General features: G+C 72.3%; 16 protein-coding genes. 2 read left to right on the top strand and 14 right to left on the bottom strand.

Going from position 1 to position 16823, the window contains the following annotated elements; genetic code table 11:
• Positions 1–7: 7 nt before the first annotated feature.
• The 6 genes from rpe to ACZ7CD_RS16205 form a co-directional block, all read right to left on the bottom strand.
• A complete protein-coding gene (rpe, locus tag ACZ7CD_RS16180) occupies positions 8–658 on the bottom strand; it encodes a ribulose-phosphate 3-epimerase (protein WP_470373463.1) in 651 nt (216 codons plus the stop codon).
• 26 nt (positions 659–684) lie between these two features.
• Entirely contained in the window at positions 685–1185 is a 501-nt protein-coding gene (locus ACZ7CD_RS16185) for a flavoprotein (protein WP_360387119.1), read from the bottom strand.
• 271 nt (positions 1186–1456) lie between these two features.
• A complete protein-coding gene (locus ACZ7CD_RS16190) occupies positions 1457–2893 on the bottom strand; it encodes an RsmB/NOP family class I SAM-dependent RNA methyltransferase (RefSeq protein ID WP_360387116.1) in 1437 nt (478 codons plus the stop codon).
• 376 nt (positions 2894–3269) lie between these two features.
• A complete protein-coding gene (fmt, locus tag ACZ7CD_RS16195) occupies positions 3270–4196 on the bottom strand; it encodes a methionyl-tRNA formyltransferase (RefSeq protein ID WP_470379158.1) in 927 nt (308 codons plus the stop codon).
• Positions 4197–4198: 2 nt separating this feature from the next.
• Complete coding sequence (gene def, locus ACZ7CD_RS16200; protein ID WP_360387111.1) at positions 4199–4747, bottom strand: peptide deformylase; 549 nt, start codon at positions 4745–4747, stop codon at positions 4199–4201.
• 47 nt (positions 4748–4794) lie between these two features.
• Entirely contained in the window at positions 4795–4953 is a 159-nt protein-coding gene (locus ACZ7CD_RS16205) for a hypothetical protein (RefSeq protein WP_360387109.1), read from the bottom strand.
• 220 nt (positions 4954–5173) lie between these two features.
• Here ACZ7CD_RS16205 and ACZ7CD_RS16210 point away from each other — a divergent pair, with 220 nt between their 5' ends.
• Positions 5174–5692: a DinB family protein gene (locus tag ACZ7CD_RS16210; RefSeq protein WP_470368595.1), complete on the top strand. Its 519-nt coding sequence runs from the start codon at positions 5174–5176 to the stop codon at positions 5690–5692.
• A gap of 33 nt (positions 5693–5725) precedes the next feature.
• Here ACZ7CD_RS16210 and ggt read toward each other — a convergent pair whose 3' ends face one another.
• Positions 5726–7504, bottom strand: coding sequence for a gamma-glutamyltransferase (ggt, locus tag ACZ7CD_RS16215; RefSeq protein WP_360387104.1), 1779 nt, complete (start codon positions 7502–7504; stop codon positions 5726–5728).
• An 86-nt stretch (positions 7505–7590) separates the two neighbouring features.
• Between ggt and ACZ7CD_RS16220 the strand changes: the two genes are divergently transcribed.
• Complete coding sequence (locus tag ACZ7CD_RS16220) at positions 7591–8037, top strand: hypothetical protein (RefSeq protein ID WP_360387101.1); 447 nt, start codon at positions 7591–7593, stop codon at positions 8035–8037.
• A 34-nt stretch (positions 8038–8071) separates the two neighbouring features.
• Here the strand turns inward: ACZ7CD_RS16220 and ACZ7CD_RS16225 are convergent, their stop codons facing one another.
• The 7 genes from ACZ7CD_RS16225 to mihF all read right to left on the bottom strand — a co-directional run bounded on the left by ACZ7CD_RS16225 (position 8072) and on the right by mihF (position 16528).
• Complete coding sequence (locus tag ACZ7CD_RS16225) at positions 8072–10477, bottom strand: primosomal protein N' (protein ID WP_470379159.1); 2406 nt, start codon at positions 10475–10477, stop codon at positions 8072–8074.
• Between the two features lie 75 nt (positions 10478–10552).
• Positions 10553–12499, bottom strand: a complete 1947-nt coding sequence (locus ACZ7CD_RS16230) for a phosphocholine-specific phospholipase C (protein ID WP_470379160.1) — start codon at positions 12497–12499, stop codon at positions 10553–10555.
• A gap of 170 nt (positions 12500–12669) precedes the next feature.
• Positions 12670–13872, bottom strand: coding sequence for a methionine adenosyltransferase (metK, locus tag ACZ7CD_RS16235; RefSeq protein WP_360387093.1), 1203 nt, complete (start codon positions 13870–13872; stop codon positions 12670–12672).
• 37 nt (positions 13873–13909) lie between these two features.
• Positions 13910–15163, bottom strand: coding sequence for a bifunctional phosphopantothenoylcysteine decarboxylase/phosphopantothenate--cysteine ligase CoaBC (coaBC, locus tag ACZ7CD_RS16240; protein ID WP_470379161.1), 1254 nt, complete (start codon positions 15161–15163; stop codon positions 13910–13912).
• A gap of 172 nt (positions 15164–15335) precedes the next feature.
• A complete protein-coding gene (rpoZ, locus tag ACZ7CD_RS16245) occupies positions 15336–15614 on the bottom strand; it encodes a DNA-directed RNA polymerase subunit omega (protein WP_045313812.1) in 279 nt (92 codons plus the stop codon).
• 3 nt (positions 15615–15617) lie between these two features.
• Positions 15618–16214, bottom strand: coding sequence for a guanylate kinase (gene gmk, locus ACZ7CD_RS16250; protein WP_360387088.1), 597 nt, complete (start codon positions 16212–16214; stop codon positions 15618–15620).
• Positions 16211–16528, bottom strand: a complete 318-nt coding sequence (mihF, locus tag ACZ7CD_RS16255; protein ID WP_053733390.1) for an integration host factor, actinobacterial type — start codon at positions 16526–16528, stop codon at positions 16211–16213. Before mihF ends, gmk begins: the two co-directional genes overlap by 4 nt.
• Positions 16529–16823 lie beyond the last annotated feature (295 nt).

Genomic DNA, 16823 nt, shown 5'->3' on the forward strand with positions numbered 1-16823 from the left:
TCCGGCGTCACCGGACGCCGGCTGCCTGGGCGCGCAGTGCCTCGACGGCCTTGCCGGGGTCGGCGGCGTCGTACACGGCGGAACCCGCGACGAAGCAGTCCACACCGGCCTGCGCGGCCTGCTCGATGGTGTCGGCGTTGATGCCGCCGTCGATCTCCACCACCAGCTTGAGGTGGCCGGTGTCGACGAGCCGGCGCGCGGTCCTGACCTTGTCGAGGACCTCGGCCATGAACTTCTGGCCGCCGAAGCCGGGCTCGACCGACATGACCAGCAGCGTGTCGTAGTGCTTGAGCACCTCGACGTAGGGCTCCAGCGGGGTGCCCGGCTTGATGCTCAGACCGGCCTTGGCTCCGGCGGCCCTGAGGTTCTTGGCGAGCGCGACCGGGTCGGCGGCGGCCTCGACGTGGACGGTCACGTTGTGGGCGCCCGCCTCGGCGTACCCGATGGCCCAGCGGTCCGGGTCCTCGATCATCAGGTGGCAGTCGACCGGGATGTCGGTGACCTTCAGCAGCGACTTGACCACGGGCAGCCCCAGGGTCAGGTTCGGCACGAAGTGGTTGTCCATGACGTCGACGTGGATCCAGTCCGACGTGGGCACCGCGGCGAGCTCGTCGGCGAGCCGGGCGAAGTCGGCGGACAGGATGCTGGGGGCGATCATCGGCGTGTGGACCACGAGGGTGGAGTCTAGGTGTCCAGCAGGTCGAGCAACCTGCCGGGCGGCTCGTCTGAGACGACCACGACACCCGCTCGCGTGAGGGTGGTGACGTGCGTCTCCCACATCGGGTGACGGCGCTTGTCGGCGTTGGCCTGCGGCATGACGACGACCTTGCAGCCCTCGACGCCCATGGCCTCGTTCACCGCGGTCAGCGCCTGGTTGTCGCCGATGCCGAGGGCCAGCTTCGCCACCGAGTTCGCGCTGGCGGGGGCGAACACGAACGCGTCGGGCGTGGGGTAGGGCTTGGGCTGGCCGGGCAGCCGCGGGTGCCACCTGACCTCCAGGTCGGTGAGCTCCTGGAGCTTGCCGAGCTCCCCCGCCTCCTCGAACCACGGGACCACCGCCGGGGTGAACGTGATGGCGAGCCGCCAGCCCCGTGCGACCGCCGGTTCGGCGAGCCCGGTGCGGAACCAGGACTCCACACCACCGCAGGCGGAGGCGACCAGACCGAGCAACCCGCGTGTCGTCACGACCGCGATGGTAGGCGAGGCCCGGTCTGCCGGCGGCGGGCCAGCCGGGCCTGTCCCCTCGCCGCTGCAGGTGCGGGCGCCGGGTGTGCGCGGTGGGCAACCGGTTCGGCTCGCCGGCGCAGTTGCACGTGCTGAGAGCCTGCGGGCCTGCGGTGTCGAGGCCTGCCGGAGGCTTTCACTCGAACCGGTGAACCTCTGCTCGGTGCGCCCTCATGCCGGTCGACGGGGTCCGGAACTGTCGGACCCCGTCGCTAACGTCGTTCCCGAGCGCTCAGACAGGACGTCGCAGCACCGCGCAGAACATCGCGTCCGTTCCGTGCAGGTGCGGCCAGAGCTGGACGTGCGGCCCGTCCCCGAGATCCGGCATCTCGGGGAAGAGCGTCCGGGTGTCGAGCTGTTCCGCTCCGGTCCGCCGGGCGACGTCCGCCACCACCCCCACGGTCTCCGAGAGATGAGGTGAGCACACGACATAAGCCACGACTCCGCCAGGACGCACCAGCCGCAACGCCTCGGTGAGGAGCTCGCGCTGCAGTTTCGTGAGCTGGCCGACGTCGGCGGGCTGGCGCCGCCACCGCGCCTCCGGGCGCCGGCGCAGGGCACCGAGACCGGTGCAGGGCGCGTCGACGAGCACGCGGTCGAACGCCCCTTCGACGAAGTCGGTCTCGCGGCCGTCGGCCACCTCCACGGTGATCGGCAGGCCTGAGGTGATCTTGCGCACCAGCTCCGCGCGGTGGGGTGCCTTCTCGACGGCGATGAGCTCACCGCCTTCCAGGCCGACCAGTGCCGCGAGCAGCGCTGCCTTCCCTCCCGGGCCGGCACACAGGTCGAGCCACCGGTCGTCGGTGCCTTCCAGCGGCGCACGCGTCAGGGCCAGTGCGCAGAGCTGGCTGCCCTCGTCCTGCACGTTCGCCAGACGCTCGCGAACGGGTTCGAGGTCAGCCGGGTCTCCGGCCCCCGGCTCCAGGTGCACGCCGTAGGGCGAGTAGGGCGCCACGTCGCCGCCGGTGATGGCGGCGAGCTCGTCGGCGCTCACCTCGCCGGGGCGTGCCACCAGGTGCACGGCGGGCCGGGCGTCATCGGCCTCCAGCGCGCGCCGCAGGGAGTCGTCGCGGCTGCCCAGCGCCTCGGCGAAGGCCTGCGCGATCCACCGCGGGTGGGCGTGCGTGAACGCCAGGTTGCCGATCGGGTCGGTGTCCGGGTCGGGTGCGAGCTCGTCGACCCACGCCTGTTCGTCCTGCTCGGCAATCCGGCGCAGCACGGCGTTGACGAAGCCCGCGATGCCGGAGCCCAGCTCGGCGCGGACGAGGTCGACGGTGGACGCCACGGCCGCGTGCGACGGGATGCGCGTGCGCAGCAGCTGGTACGCGCCCAGCCGCAACGCGTCGAGCGCCGACCCGTCCACTTCGGACAGCGGCCGATCTGAGCACGCCTCGATGACGGCGTCGAGCAACCCGCGCGCCCGCGAGGCGCCGTAGGTGAGCTCGGTGGCCAGCGCCGCGTCGCGCCCGGTGATCCGCCGCTCCCGCAGGAGCTGCGGCAGCACCAGGTTCGCGTACGCGTCCCGCTGCCGCACCGCGCGCAACGTCTCCAGCGCCGCCAGCCGCGCCGGGTCCTCCACCGGCGGCCGCGCCGGTCCGGTGCGCCGCCGCGGCGGGTGCGGCCTGCGCGGCCCCGACGGCTTGGACGCTCCTCGCGAGTAGCCGGTCATGCGCTGCGCTCCATCAGTCCGGGCCTCATCACTTCGACTTCCCCTGCTCCGGCACGACCACCGCGCCGGCTTTCCGTGCCGACCCACAACCGATCGGACACACCACCAAACCCAAACCCCGCGGCACTTCCGGGTGTCAACGGACCCGCTGCACCGCGACGAACCGCTCCAGCCACGCCCCGCGCGGTCCACGCTCCGCGACCATCCGCCCCGCGCTCGCTCGCAACGCCGACGCGCCGCAGCCCCACGACGGCCGACGACCGCGCCCCGGCCGCCTCGACCCGCGCGGCAGAACCACCCGCGGCCTCCGCAGTCCGGTGTCCCGCACCGCACCCGTTCACCACACCGTGTCCGCTCACCACACCGCGCCGCGCGCTCATGCGATGCGCTCCCCGGCCTCGATGCGCACGCCGCGGGCCCAGTCGGTCGCCGCCATGCGCTTCTTGCCCTGCGCCTGCACCTCGCCCAGTGCCACGGCGGTGGTCGCGGTGCCAACGAGCACCCGCTTGCGTTCGACGACGATCTCGCCGGCGGGCAGCGTGACGTCGTCCACGGGCGTGACGGGTCCGAGCTTGAGCCGCTCGCCGCGGAACTCCGCCCACGGGCCGGGTTCGGGTGTGACCGCGCGGGCGAGCCGGTCCAGGGCTGCCGCAGGGGTGGTGAAGTCGAGGCGCGCGTCCTCGACGGTGATCTTCGGGGCGTACGTCACGCCGTCGGCGGGCTGCTCGACGGCGCGCAGGGTGCCGTCCTCGATGCCGTCCACTGTGGACAGCAGCAGGTGGGCGCCGGAGACGGAGAGCCGGCCCAGCAGGTCGCCGGAGGTGTCGCGGGGCTTGACCTTCTCGGTCACCACGCCGAAGACGGGGCCCGCGTCGAGCTCCTTGACGATGCGGAAGGTGGTGGCTCCGGTGATGTCGTCGCCGTTGCGCACGGCGGCCTGCACCGGGGCGGCACCGCGCCAGGCGGGCAGCACGGAGAAGTGGAGGTTGACCCAGCCGAGGCGCGGGACGTCGAGGGTGCGCTGCGGCAGCAGGGCGCCGTAGGCCACGACCGGGCAGAGGTCGGGTTCCAGCGCGCGCAGGCGGTCGAGGAAGTCGGGGTCGCCCGCCTTGGCCGGTCTCAGGACCTCGATGCCGTGCTCGTCGGCGAGGGCGCCGACCGGGGAGCGTTCCATCCGTCGGCCGCGGCCGACGGGGGCGTCCGGGCGGGTGACGACGGCGACGACGTCGTGGCGGGAGGAGTCGATGAAGGCGCGCAGCGAGGGAAGTGCCACCTCGGGCGTGCCTGCGAACACGAGGCGCATGGTCAGTTGGCCTTGCCGAAGAAGGGGTGCGGGCTCTGCTTCAGGGTGGGGACCGCGCCGTCGAACCACTCGGCCTGGCGGATCTCCCGCATCGCCTGCTTGCGGGTCTCGGCGTCGAGGCGGTCGAGGAACAGCACGCCGTCGAGGTGGTCGGTCTCGTGCTGGATGCAGCGGGCCAGGGTCTCGGTGCCCTCGACCTCGACCGGCTCACCGTGCATGTTCCAGCCCTTGGCCACGACGTGCAGGTGCCGGGTGCAGTTCCACGACATGCCGGGGATGGACAGGCAGCCCTCGTTGCCCTCCTGCAGCTCCTCGCCGACCACTTCCCAGGTGGGGTTGACGAGGTGGCCCGCGAAGCCGTCGCAGTGGTAGGTGAACACGCGCAGTCCCACACCGAGCTGCGGCGCGGCGAGCCCTGCTCCGCCCGCGTTCTGCATCGAGTCCCACAGGTCCTTGACCAGGGTGCGCAGTTCCTTGTCGAAGTCGGTGACCTCGACGGCGGGGGTGCGCAGCACGGGGTCGCCGAACAGACGGATGGGTTGGACGGTCACGCGGTGCTCCTCGTGGTGGACTGGCGGTCAGTCTACGAGGAACGCGGTCAGTGCTCGGCGGCGCTGCCGAGGAAGATCACGCCCACCAGCGCCACCAGGAGGTGGCCGGTGAACCGCAGCGCCGTCAGCACAGGACGGATCAGCGCCCTGAGGTCGAGGTGGGCCGCGATGGCGGTCGGGCGGTGGTGCACGGTGGTCGTCGTCATGGTGTCCACTGTGCCGTTCGCGCAGGTCAGCGGACATCGGCTGGCGGTATCGAGCCTTCCTCAGCCTGCGGTAGGAAGATCGGCGGCGACACTCGGCCGGGAGGTGGACACCTCCAGGTCATGAGGCTGATGCACCAGCGCTGCGAGGGGACGGCCGCGGTGGTCCGGGACGCGGACACCTCGGTTCTCCACCCGGACCCGCTCAGGTGATCATGGCTCCATGACCTGGACGGCACCCGAAGTCGAGATCCCGGCCGAACCCGTGCTCGGCCCCGAGCGAGCGGTGCTGGAGGCGGTCCTGGACCGCCACCGGGCGACGTTCCTGGCCAAGTGCGCGGGCCTCACCGGGGCCGAGCTGGCCACGGCGTCGGCGCCGCCCTCGACGCTCACCCTGCTGGGGCTCATCCGGCACCTGACCGACGTCGAACGCGTCTGGTGCCGGGTCAGGGCCGACGGCCAGGACCTGGGCCCCCGCTACGCCTCGCAGGCCAACCCGGACGCCGCGTTCGACGACCTCGACCCGGAGCGCGCCGAGGCCGAGCACGCCGCGCTCGTCGAGGAGGTGGGGCTGGCCCGCCGGGCGGTCGCCGGCAAGGACCTCGACCACGTCTTCGTCCACGAGCGCCGGGGCGAGATGTCACTGCGCTGGCTGTACCTGCACCTCGTCGAGGAGTACGCGCAGCACAACGGCCACGCCGACCTGCTGCGCGAACGCATCGACGGCAGCACCTCGGAGTAGGTCCCGGGGTGCTGCCGTCGCGGGTGGAGCCGGTCAGCCGACCTTGACCACCCGAGCGGCACCACCGCCGCGGCGGGTCGGTTCGGCGACCGCGCGCCAGCGGCCGTCGGCGGCCCGTTCGACCGCCGTGGCCGCGCCGATCTCGGCGTTCTGGCTGAACCGGTGGCCGATGGCCTGCAGCCCCTGGGCGGGTGCGGCCGCGATGAACGCGGCCTCGGCGGGCGTCACGGCCGCGTTGCGCTGCGAGGCGCGCGGGGCGGCGACGGCGTCGAGCAGGGACAGCTTGCGGTCCAGCCGCGCGGTCAGGACCTGCGTGACCGTGGTGATGATCGTCGAACCACCGGGTGAGCCGACGGCGAGCACGACGCGGCCGTGGTCGAGCACGATGGTCGGCGCCATCGACGACCGCGGGCGCTTGCCGGGGCCGGGCAGGTTCGGGTGCGGCACGCCGGGGGTCGGCGCGACGAACTCGAAGTCGGTGAGCTCGTTGTTCAGCAGGAACCCGCGGCCGGGCACGACGATGCCGCTGCCGCCCTCCGCCTCGATGGTGAGGGTGTAGGCGACGACGTTGCCCCAGCGGTCGGCGACGGTGAGGTGCGTGGTGCGCTCGGCGTCGTCGCGCAGGTCCGCGAGGCCCGCCGTGGCCTCGCACGGGGCGGGGTTGCGCGGGTCGGCGGCGGGCTGCGGTGCGGGCAGCACGGCGTCGGGCTTGATCAGGCACGCGCGCGAGTCGGCGAACCTCTGCGAGAGCAGGCCCTCGGTCGGCACGCGGGAGAACTTCGGGTCGCCGACCCAGCGCAGCCGGTCGGCGAACGCGAGCTTGGTCGACTCGATGAACCGGTGCAGGTACTCGACGTCCGAGGCCTTCGCGAGGTCCGTGGACTCCAGGATGTTCAGCGCCTCACCGACGGTCGTGCCACCGGACGACGGCGCGGCCATGCCGTAGACGTCGAGGCCGCGGTAGCGCGTGTGCGTGGGGTCGCGGCGTTCGACCTGGTAGCGGGTCAGGTCGGAGAGCTCCATGGCGCCGGCGCGGACGGTGCGGGTCGAGCCGGGCACGACCGGCGGCTGGCGCACGGCCTTGACCAGGTCACGGCCGACCGCGCCGCCGTAGAGGGAGGCGAGCTCGGTGCGGGCGAGCTCCCGGTAGGTGTCGGCGAGCTGCGGGTTGCGGAACGTCGACCCGACCGCCGGCGGCTGACCGCCGGGCAGGTAGAGGTCGCGCGTGGAGGTGAAGTCGGCGAACCGCGCCGCGTTGGAGGTGATCTGCTGGTTGAAGGTGCGGTCGACGACGAACCCGCGCCGGGCCAGCGCCTCCGCGGGCGCCATGGCCTCGCGCAGGTTCAGCGTGCCCCACCGGCGCAGCGCCTGCTGCCAGGTCTTGGGCGTCCCCGGCACGCCGACGGACAGGCCGCTGGTCATGGCCTCGGCGAACGGCAGCGGTGCGCCGTTCTCGACGAAGAGCTGGTCGGTGGCGGCACGCGGCGCGGTCTCACGTCCGTCCAAGGTGGACACCCGGCCGGTGCGCGCGTCGTAGTGGACGAAGAAACCACCGCCGCCGATGCCCGCGGAGAACGGGTCGGTCACACCGAGCGCGGCCGCGGTGGCGACGGCGGCGTCCACGGCGTTGCCGCCGCGGCGCAGCACGTCGACGCCGATCTGGGAGGCGTCCGGGTCGACGCTGGACACCGCGCCACCCCACCCCACCTGTTCTGGCACCCGCGGGGCGGGGTCCGCCGGGCCCGCGGCGAGTGCCGGTGCGGGCGCGACCAGCACGACGGAGAGCGATAGTGCGGCAACCGTTCGCAACATGCGCACTCTTCTACTCCGTTCCGGCCGGATGGCAACACCTTTTGAGAAAGGCCTAGGGTGCGGTGGTGTCGATCGACCTTGACCGCTTGCGAACCGATTTCACGACCGCCGACCTGGACGAGGCCGACCGCGAGGAGGCGCTGCGCCTCCTGCTGCGCGACCACCGGCCCCAGGACGCCGACCTGCTGCGCCACCTGCTCGTCCAGGAGACCGCCGCGCACCGCGAGGGCTGGGGCGTGAGCGAGGCCATGGGCCTGGCCGCGCTGCTGCTCGCCGAGTGCGGCCGCGAGGAGGACGTCTGGGCGCTGTGGGAGGCCAAGAACGCCTCCTTCGACACCATGGCGGGCCTGGACGGGTTCCTGCTGTTCCCGGCGGGCATCGCGGGCACGACCGCGCACGTGATCGCGTCCGAGGAGCACCCGGAGCGGCACGACCTGATGGCGTACATGTCCGAGTACCTGCAGTACGAGAAGCTGACCGACGAGGACGTCCGCGAGCACCTCGCCGGCCTGCGCTCCTACCACGAGGGCTGACCGCCGCGGTCCGCCGCGGTCCGCGGCAGACCGGTCAGAGCACCTCGATCGGGTCGAGCTTGATCCGCACCAGCTCCTGCTCCTTGCGGGCCGTCCGCACCGCCTGCGCCTTCGCGAGCACCGAGGCCAGCTCCCGCCCCTCGGCACGCGCGACCCGCACGAGCGCGCGTTCCTTCGTCTCGTCGTCGCCCAGCGGCACCGGTCCGAGCACCTCGCCGCTGGGCGGCAGCCTGAGCTCGTCCAGCAGCGCGTTCACCGCGTCCGGTGTGCCGTCGACCGTCGCCATCCGCACCGCCGGCGGGAAGCCCAGCTCGGCACGGGCGGCCAGCTCGGTCGACGCGTGCCACACCGGGTCCCACCGCACCAGCGCCTGCACCGGCGTCAACGCCGAGTCCGCGATCACCACCACCCGGCCGTTGCCCGGCCGCACCAGTCCCGCGGCCGTCATCCAGCGCCGCAGCGCCTCCTCCGACGCCCGCAGGTCGGCCCGGCCCAGCAACGCCCATCCGTCGAGCAGCAGCACCGCCCCGTAGCCGCCCTCGGCCACCGGCTCGGCCCCCGGCGTGGACACCACCAGCGACGGCCGTGACGGCACCGTGGCGAGCACCTCGTCCGCACCGCTCGTGCGCACCGGGTACCCCGGGAACGCCCGCCCGAGCTCCTCCGCCGTGCGCCTGGCCCCGATCACCTGTCCGCGCAACCGGCGGGACCCGCACGTCGGGCACCGGAACCCGGCCTCCGTCGCCGCGCACCACCGGCAGTAGGCGGGCCTGGGCTGCCCGTCGTGCGTGCCCCCCGGCAACGCCAGCGGCCCCGCGCACTTGCGGCACCGCGCCGGCCCCCGGCACTGCCCGCACGCCAGCGCCGGCACGTACCCCCGGCGCGGCACCTGGATGAGCACCGGCGAGTCGGCCAGCGCGAACCGGGCCGCCTCGAACGCGATGGACGGCAACCGCGCCGTGCGCGCCGCCGGGTCCTTCACGTCCTGCCAGTCGTTGTCGCCGACCGACACCACCCGCGGCGCGATGGCCCGCAACGTCTCCCGCGACGCCACGATCTCGTGCGCCCACCCGGTCTCCACCAGCAGCTGCGCCTCGGCCGTGCGGGCGAACCCGCCGATCAGCAACGCCGCGCCGGTCATGTGCGCGCGCTGCACCAGCACGTCCCGCACGTTCGGGTACGGCGCGCGCGGCTCGGTGTGCAGGTCGTCCCCGTCGTCCCACACCACCAGCAACCCGGGGTCGGCCACCGGCGCGAACGCCGTGGCCCGCGTGCCCACCACGACCCGCGCGACCCCCCGCCGCACCGCCAGCCACCGCTTGTACCGCTCCGACGGCCCCAGGTCCGCCGACAGCGTCACCACGCCCTCGATCAGCGCGCTGCACGCCTCGAACACCCGCGCCACGTCCCGGTGGTCCGGCACCACGATCACCACGCCGCGCCCGGTCGACGCCACCGACGCCGCCGCCTCGGCCAGCCGGGCCGGCCAGTCCTCCGACGGCAGCGCCTGCCACACCGCGTGCGCCGGCAACCCGCTGCGCAACGCCTCCAGGTACTTCGGCCCGCGCGGGTAGCGCGCCCACGCGTCGGCGGGCACCGGTGGCAGCGTGGACCGGACGGGCGCCGGGCGGGGGTGGTCGACCGGCTCGGCGTCGGGCTCGGTGGGCTGGGCGCCGGCGGATTGGGCACCGGTGGATTGGGCACCGGTCGGCTCAGGAGTCGTCGGCTCAGTTTCGGCGGCCTCGGCTTCGGCGGCCTCGGGACCAGCGGACTCGGTTTCGGCGGCATCGGTACCAGCGGACTCGGCTTCGGCGGCCTCGGACTGGGTGGGCTGGGAGCCGGCGGCCACGGAGCCCGCGTCCTCGGAGCCCGCGTCCTCGGAGCCCGCGTCCTCGGAGCCCGCGTCCTCGGAGCCCGCGTCCTCGGAGCCGGCGGGACGCTCGCCGGTGGCGTCAGCGGCAGCCGCCTCGGGGCCGTCGGGCTGATCGCCTTCAGCGACCGTCCCCACCCACGCCGGGTCCTGCGGCGACGGTGCCGGTTCCCCGGACGGCGCTGCCTCCGCGCGGGCGTGCCGGGGCGGGATCGCGAGCCGCAGCACGTCGATCATGCCGCCCGCGTACCGGTCGGCGACGGCGCGGGCCAGTGCCGCGATCTCAGGCGCCAGCACCGGTTCCGGCGAGATGACCTTCTCGATGAAGGCGAGCTTCTTCTCGTACTCGGTGCTGTCGACTCGCTCCAGCAGGTACCCGTCGACCACCTGCCCGGCGAACCGCACGCGCACACGACAGCCGGGGACCGCGGTGGTGTCCAGATCGGACGGAACCGCGTAGTCGAAGGGGCGGTCGAGGTGCGCCAGCGGCACGTCCACGACGATGCGCGCAACCGGCAGCGTGTCGGCGGGGACGCGCTCCCCGCGGCGTGCTCCGGTCTTCGTGCTCATGTCCACTGGTGTATCAGACGGGTCCGACACTCACGAACAGGGTGGCGAACGCCCGGGCGAGGACCTGCGCCGAGCTCAGCCGGAGATCGACTCCTGGCCGTTCTCGATGTGACCGCACAGCCGCCGGCGGAACCGCGGCTCCTCCTCCACCGCGACGGTCAGGTCGTACCAGCCGGAGTTCAGCGCGGTCAGCCACGGGATCACGTGCCGGTGACCGGGGCGCACGACGACCCGCCGTCGGCCCAGCACGAACGTCAGCCGCGAGCGCCCGGTGTTCTCGAACGTCAGCGTGAGCACACGGCTGTACCCGCGCACCGACGACGACACGCGCGCGGTGTCGGACGCAGCTCCGGTGAACTCGCGGCGGAACCCGTTCGGGCCCAGCAGCACCAGGTCGTGGTCTCCCGCCAGCTCCACCGACTCCGAGCGGGCGACGTCGAAGTGCTGCGGCAGCGCGAACTGGCCGGAGTACGGGTACAGCGCGAAGTGCACCGACGCCGTGCCCGCGTTCGACATCTCCAGCCGTGACCCGCGCAGTGATGCATCGGGCTGATACGGCAACGCGCGCGCACGGCGACGTCCTGCCTCCTGTTCCGGCATCTTCTGCTCGGACGGCGGCGCCGGCCGCCAGCGCGGTGTCGCGGGCGAGACCGGCGCGGGTTCGCCGACCTCCGGCCACGTCCGCCGCCGGTCGAAGTCGAACGCCGAGGTCAGGTCACCGGTCACGGTCCGGCGCCAGGCGGAGACCTCCTCCGAGCGCACCCCGGTCCACTTCTCCAGGAACTGCGTCATCGAGGTGTGGTCGAACACCTGCGAGCACACGTACCCGCCGACCGACCACGGCGAGACGACGGTCATCGGCACACGGGCGCCCAGTCCGAGCGGTTTGTCGCCCACGTACTCGTCGGTGACCGACAACGGCGGGCGCGGCGGCGGCACGTGGTCGAAGAAGCCGTCGTTCTCGTCGTAGGTGATGAACAGCACCGTCGACTCCCACACGTCCTGGTTCGACGCCAGCGCGTCCAGGACCTGGTAGGTGATCGAGGCCGACGCGGCGGGCGAGGACGCGCCGGGGTGTTCGGAGTCCACTGAGGACGGCACCAGGTACGACACCGCGGGCAACCGGCCGGAGCTCACGTCCGCGCGGAACGCCTCCCCCAGCCCGCCGGGCCGCACCCGCCGCAGTCCCCTGTCGTACAACGACTTCTCCGCCGGGGTCAGCTTCGACAGGTCGATCGCGCCGATCAGCGCGGGGTCGCCGGTGCCGTAGAGCTTGTCGAGCGACTTGAACCCCGCGGGCAGCACCTTGCGCGCGATCTCCTTGAACCGCGCGAAGAACTCCAGGTTGTTGTCCTGGAAGTTGTCGTGCTCCTGGTACACCCGCCACGACTTCCCCGCCGCCTCCAGGCGTTCCGGGTAGGTCGTCCACGTGTAGCCGGCGTGCGTGTCCTCGCTGTAGGCCGCGTTCCCGGTGGCGCGCGTGCCGTTCGGCTCGAAGCCGGTGTAGCCGGACATCCAGTAGTTGCGGTTCGGCGAGGTCGAGGACGGCACCGAGCAGTGGTAGGCGTCGCACAGCGTGAACGTGTCGGCGAGCTCGTAGTGGAACGGGATGTCCTGGCGCGTGTAGAACGCCATGGTGGCGCTGGTCTTGGCGGGCACCCAGTTGTCGTTCCAGCCGCCGCGCAGCGCCGAGTGGCCGCCGTTCCAGCTGTGGTCGAGGTCGCCGATGTACTGGACGTCGCGCCCGGAGGCGGCCTCGCGGACCGGGAACGGCAGCACCCCGCTCTGGTCGAACACGCCCTTCAGCGCGTTGCGGTCGGAGAACCCGCGCACGCCCCGCAGCGACCCGTAGTAGTGGTCGAACGAGCGGTTCTCCTGCATGAGCAGGACGACGTGCTTGATCGCCCGCAGCCCTCCCGAACGGGGTTCGCGGGCGAGCGCGGCGTACACCGACGGCGGCAGCAGCGTTCCGGAGGCGGCGGCGACGGCGGCGGCCATGAACCCGCGACGAGAGAGCGACATGAACGCAGTTTGTAGCTTCCCGACGTGAAGCGGAACCGTCCCGTACATGAACAACGCCGCCACGGCCGCCGGTCACCACGCCGAGGCAGCCCGGCCGGGCGGTGGAAGTGTGCCCGAACGGGAACGGCCCGCTTCCCCTGAGGGCAGCGGGCCGTGCTCCGTGGGACGGCTCAGGCGCCGGCGGCGGCGCGCAGGGCCTCGGCGCGGTCGGTCGACTCCCAGGGGAGGTCGACGTCGGTGCGGCCGAAGTGGCCGTACGCGGCGGTCGGGGCGTAGATCGGGCGCAGCAGGTCGAGGTCGCGGATGATCGCGGCCGGGCGCAGGTCGAAGACCTCGGTGATGGCCTGCTGGATCTTCTGCGGGTCGACGGTCTCGGTGCCGAAGGTCTCCACGAACAGGCCCACCGGGGCGGCCTTGCCGATCGCGTAGGCGACCTGGACCTCGACGCGCGTGGCCAGGCCCGCGGCGACGGTGTTCTTCGCGACCCAGCGCATGGCGTAGGCGGCGGAGCGGTCGACCTTCGACGGGTCCTTGCCGGAGAACGCGCCACCACCGTGCCGCGCCATGCCGCCGTAGGTGTCGACGATGATCTTGCGGCCGGTCAGGCCCGCGTCACCCATCGGGCCGCCGATGACGAAGCGACCGGTCGGGTTCGTCAGCAGCCGCACGTCGGCGGTGTCGATGCCCAGCTCGGCGACCTCCGGCGCGACCACGTGAGTGCGCAGGTCGACACCCAGCAGCTTCTCCAGGTCGATGCCGTCGGCGTGCTGCGTGGAGATGACCACCGTGTCCAGGCGCACCGGCTGGTCACCGGCGTACTCGATGGTGACCTGCGTCTTGCCGTCCGGGCGCAGGTACGGAACCGTGCCGTCCTTGCGGACGGCGGTCAGCCGACGCGACAGGCGGTGCGCCAGCGCGATCGGCAGCGGCATCAGCTCGGGGGTGTCGGTGCAGGCGTAGCCGAACATCAGGCCCTGGTCGCCCGCGCCCTGCTTGTCGATCTCGTCCGCGGCGCCCTCGACGCGCTCCTCGAACGCCGTGTCCACGCCCTGCGCGATGTCCGGGGACTGCGCGCCGATCGCCACGTTCACGCCGCACGAGTGGCCGTCGAAGCCCTTCGCCGAGGAGTCGTAGCCGATCTCCAGGATCTTCTCCCGCACGATCGTCGGGATGTCCGCGTAAGCCTCGGTCGTGACCTCACCCGCGACGTGCACCTGACCCGTCGTCACCAGCGTCTCCACCGCGACGCGGGACCGGGGGTCCTTGGCCAGCAACGCGTCCAGGATCGAGTCGCTGATCGCGTCGCAGATCTTGTCGGGGTGTCCCTCGGTCACCGACTCACTCGTGAACAGCCTGCTGCTGTGCTGGCTCACGGACACTCCTTCGTTGCGGGTTCGACTCCGGGAAATACTACTGAGACTCAGTCAAGCGAGCGCTAACCGCGTCCCACACCGTGGCAGCCACTTGCGCTTTCGGTCCGTGCGGGATAGGCGTCTCCGCGCCCTCGGCGGAGAGCAGCCACCCGGCGTTGTCGTCCTGCTCGAACGCCTTGCCGTCGCCGACCGCGTTCACCACCAGCAGGTCGCAGCCCTTGCGGCGCAGCTTGGCCCGGCCGTAGTCGAGCACGGACGTCGTCCCGTCACCGGTCTCCGCGGCGAACCCGACGATCACCTGGCCGTCCCGACGTGCGGAAACGAGCTCCACGAGGATGTCGGGGTTCTTCGTCAGCGAGATCGGGTCCGGGTCCGCGTCGGTCTTCTTGATCTTGTGTCCGGTCAGCGCGGCCGGCCGGAAGTCGGCGACCGCGGCGGCCATGACGACCACGTCCGCGTCACCGGCGATCTTGTGCATGGCGTCGCGCAGCTCCACGGCGGAGCCGACCCGGACCAGGTCGACACCGGCCGGGGTGGTCAGGTCCGCGGTGTTGCCGGCGACCAACGTCACTCGCGCACCGCGTTGCGCCGCCACCCGTGCGAGCGCGTAGCCCTGCTTGCCCGACGAGCGGTTGCCGATGAACCGCACCGGGTCGAGTGGTTCGCGGGTGCCACCGGCCGAGATCGCGACGTGCACGCCCTCCAGCGTCCGCCGCAGGGCGTCGCGCCGGGTGAGCAGCAGGCGGGCCAGCTCGACGATCTCCGCGGGGTCGGGCAGCCGGCCCTTGCCGGTGTCCTTGCCGGTGAGGCGGCCGCTCGCCGGTTCCGCGACGACGACACCGCGGCTGCGCAGCAGCGCCACGTTGTGCTGGGTGGCCGGGTGCTCCCACATCTCGGTGTGCATCGCGGGCACCAGCAGGACCGGGCAGCGCGCGGTCAGCAGGGTGTTCGTCAGCAGGTCGTCGGCCAGGCCGTGGGCGGCCTTCGCGATCAGGTTCGCCGTGGCGGGGGCCACGACCACCAGGTCGGCGTTCTGGCCGAGCTTGACGTGCGGCACCTCGTGCACGTCGTCGAACGGGTCCGCGGACACGACCTGCCCGGACAGCGCCTCGAACGTGGCGGCGCCGACGAACTTCAGCGCCCCCTCGGTGGGCACCACGCGCACGGAGTGCCCCGACTCGGTGAGCCGGCGCAGCACCTCACAGGCCTTGTACGCAGCGATGCCCCCGCCAACCCCGAGAACGATCCGGGGCTTTGCGGGGGCATCAGAGCCATTCACAGCGGAAGTCAAAAGCTCTCCTGAGAGGAACGACCGAGGAGGTCACGCCTCACGACGGAGGGACCCCGCTGGGGGTCCGGGGCGCAGCCCCGGCTGGGGTGTGGGGGCTCGGCCCCCACAAGACACTTCGAAGCGCGACGGCCTGCGCTTTCCGCGGGCACGCATCACCCCAGCGTCTTCGAACTCACTCGCCTTCGGTGTGCTCGAGCAAGCCGGCGTGGATCTCGCGGAGCGCGATCGACAGCGGCTTCTCACGCGGGCCCGGCTCGACGAGCGGGCCGACGTACTCGAGCAGGCCCTCGCCGAGCTGCGCGTAGTAGTCGTTGATCTGGCGGGCACGCTTCGCTGCGTAGATCACCAACGCGTACTTCGAGCTCACCTGCTCCAGCAGGTCGTCGATCGGCGGGTTGGTGATGCCCTCCGGGGAACCGGTCAGGTGACCGAGCTCGGTGTGGGTGATCACTCGTCAAACTCCTGAGATTCGTGGTCCGACCATCAAGGATAGCAAGTCGGCCGCGGCCGATTGCACGTCGGCGTTCACGACGACCTCGTCGAACTCTTTTTCGGCCGCCAGCTCCTCGCGGGCGATGGCCAGCCTGCGCTCGACGACCTCCGGGTGCTCGGTGCCCCGGCCGGTGAGCCGGTCCACCAGGTGCTCCCACGAAGGCGGGGCGAGCATCACGAGCTGGGCTTCCGGCATGGCCACGCGGACCTGCCGCGCGCCCTGCAGTTCGATCTCCAGCAGGGCCGGTCGTCCGGCGGCCAGGGCCTCCTCGACCGGCTTGCGAAGCGTTCCGTAGCAGTTGCCGGCGAACTCCGCGTGTTCGAGGAACTCACCCGCGTCGACCATCTGCTGGAACTTCTCGCGGTCGACGAAGTGGTAGTGCACCCCGTCGGTCTCGCCCGGCCTCGGCTTCCTGGTGGTCGCCGAGACGCTGAAGTAGATGTCGGGCTGCTGCCTGCGCAGCTCCGCCAGGACGCTGGACTTGCCGACGCCCGACGGCCCGGACAAGACGGTGAGCCGGGGACGGGCAACGCCCGTCCCCGGCTCGAGGCCACTCACTCGCCGCTGAACTCGGTGAGGAGCGCCTTGCGCTGGCGGTCGCCCAGGCCACGCAGACGACGGCTCGGAGCGATCTCGAGACGCTCCATGATCTGCTGCGCACGCACCTTGCCGACGCCCGGGAGGGCCTCCAGCAGGGCGGACACCTTCATCTTGCCCAGGACCTCGTCGCTCTCGGCGGCCTTGAGCACGTCCGTCAGGGTCGTGCCGCCGCGCTTGAGGCGCTCCTTGAGCTCAGCCCGAGCGCGACGAGCGGCAGCAGCCTTCTCCAGCGCTGCGGCCCGCTGCTCCTCGGTAAGCTGGGGAAGAGCCACGATTTCCTCCGTGGTGTGGATTCTTTTCGGATCGGTGCCGCGACCGTACCGACCGCAATTGCCTGAGTACAACGTGACCCAGTCAGGTAAATCTTCAGCGGCCATCTGTGATGCGGCGGGTGGTAGTAGTACCAACACCCCCCGGCCGCCTGATCACCGCCACCGGCAACTCGTCGCACACCCACAGTGTGCTATGAGGCCGGTGACCAGCGGGGCAGCCGGTGGGCTGGACCCTACCAACACAAGTTTCCCCAGGTGAGCGCGCCACACCCCAAAAGACGCGGCGCGCCCCTCC

The organism is Lentzea sp. NPDC036949 (assembly GCF_055608075.1).

Bases quoted from the DNA above. Each gene is read 5' to 3' on its own strand.
- ACZ7CD_RS16190 (WP_360387116.1), bottom strand. From the start codon at position 2,893: ATGACCGGCTACTCGCGAGGAGCGTCCAAGCCGTCGGGGCCGCGCAGG.
- fmt (WP_470379158.1), bottom strand. From the start codon at position 4,196: ATGCGCCTCGTGTTCGCAGGCACGCCCGAGGTGGCACTTCCCTCGCTG.
- ACZ7CD_RS16205 (WP_360387109.1), bottom strand. From the start codon at position 4,953: ATGACGACGACCACCGTGCACCACCGCCCGACCGCCATCGCGGCCCAC.
- ggt (WP_360387104.1), bottom strand. From the start codon at position 7,504: ATGTTGCGAACGGTTGCCGCACTATCGCTCTCCGTCGTGCTGGTCGCG.
- ACZ7CD_RS16210 (WP_470368595.1), top strand. From the start codon at position 5,174: ATGACCTGGACGGCACCCGAAGTCGAGATCCCGGCCGAACCCGTGCTC.
- ACZ7CD_RS16225 (WP_470379159.1), bottom strand. From the start codon at position 10,477: ATGAGCACGAAGACCGGAGCACGCCGCGGGGAGCGCGTCCCCGCCGAC.
- ACZ7CD_RS16230 (WP_470379160.1), bottom strand. From the start codon at position 12,499: ATGTCGCTCTCTCGTCGCGGGTTCATGGCCGCCGCCGTCGCCGCCGCC.
- rpe (WP_470373463.1), bottom strand. From the start codon at position 658: ATGATCGCCCCCAGCATCCTGTCCGCCGACTTCGCCCGGCTCGCCGAC.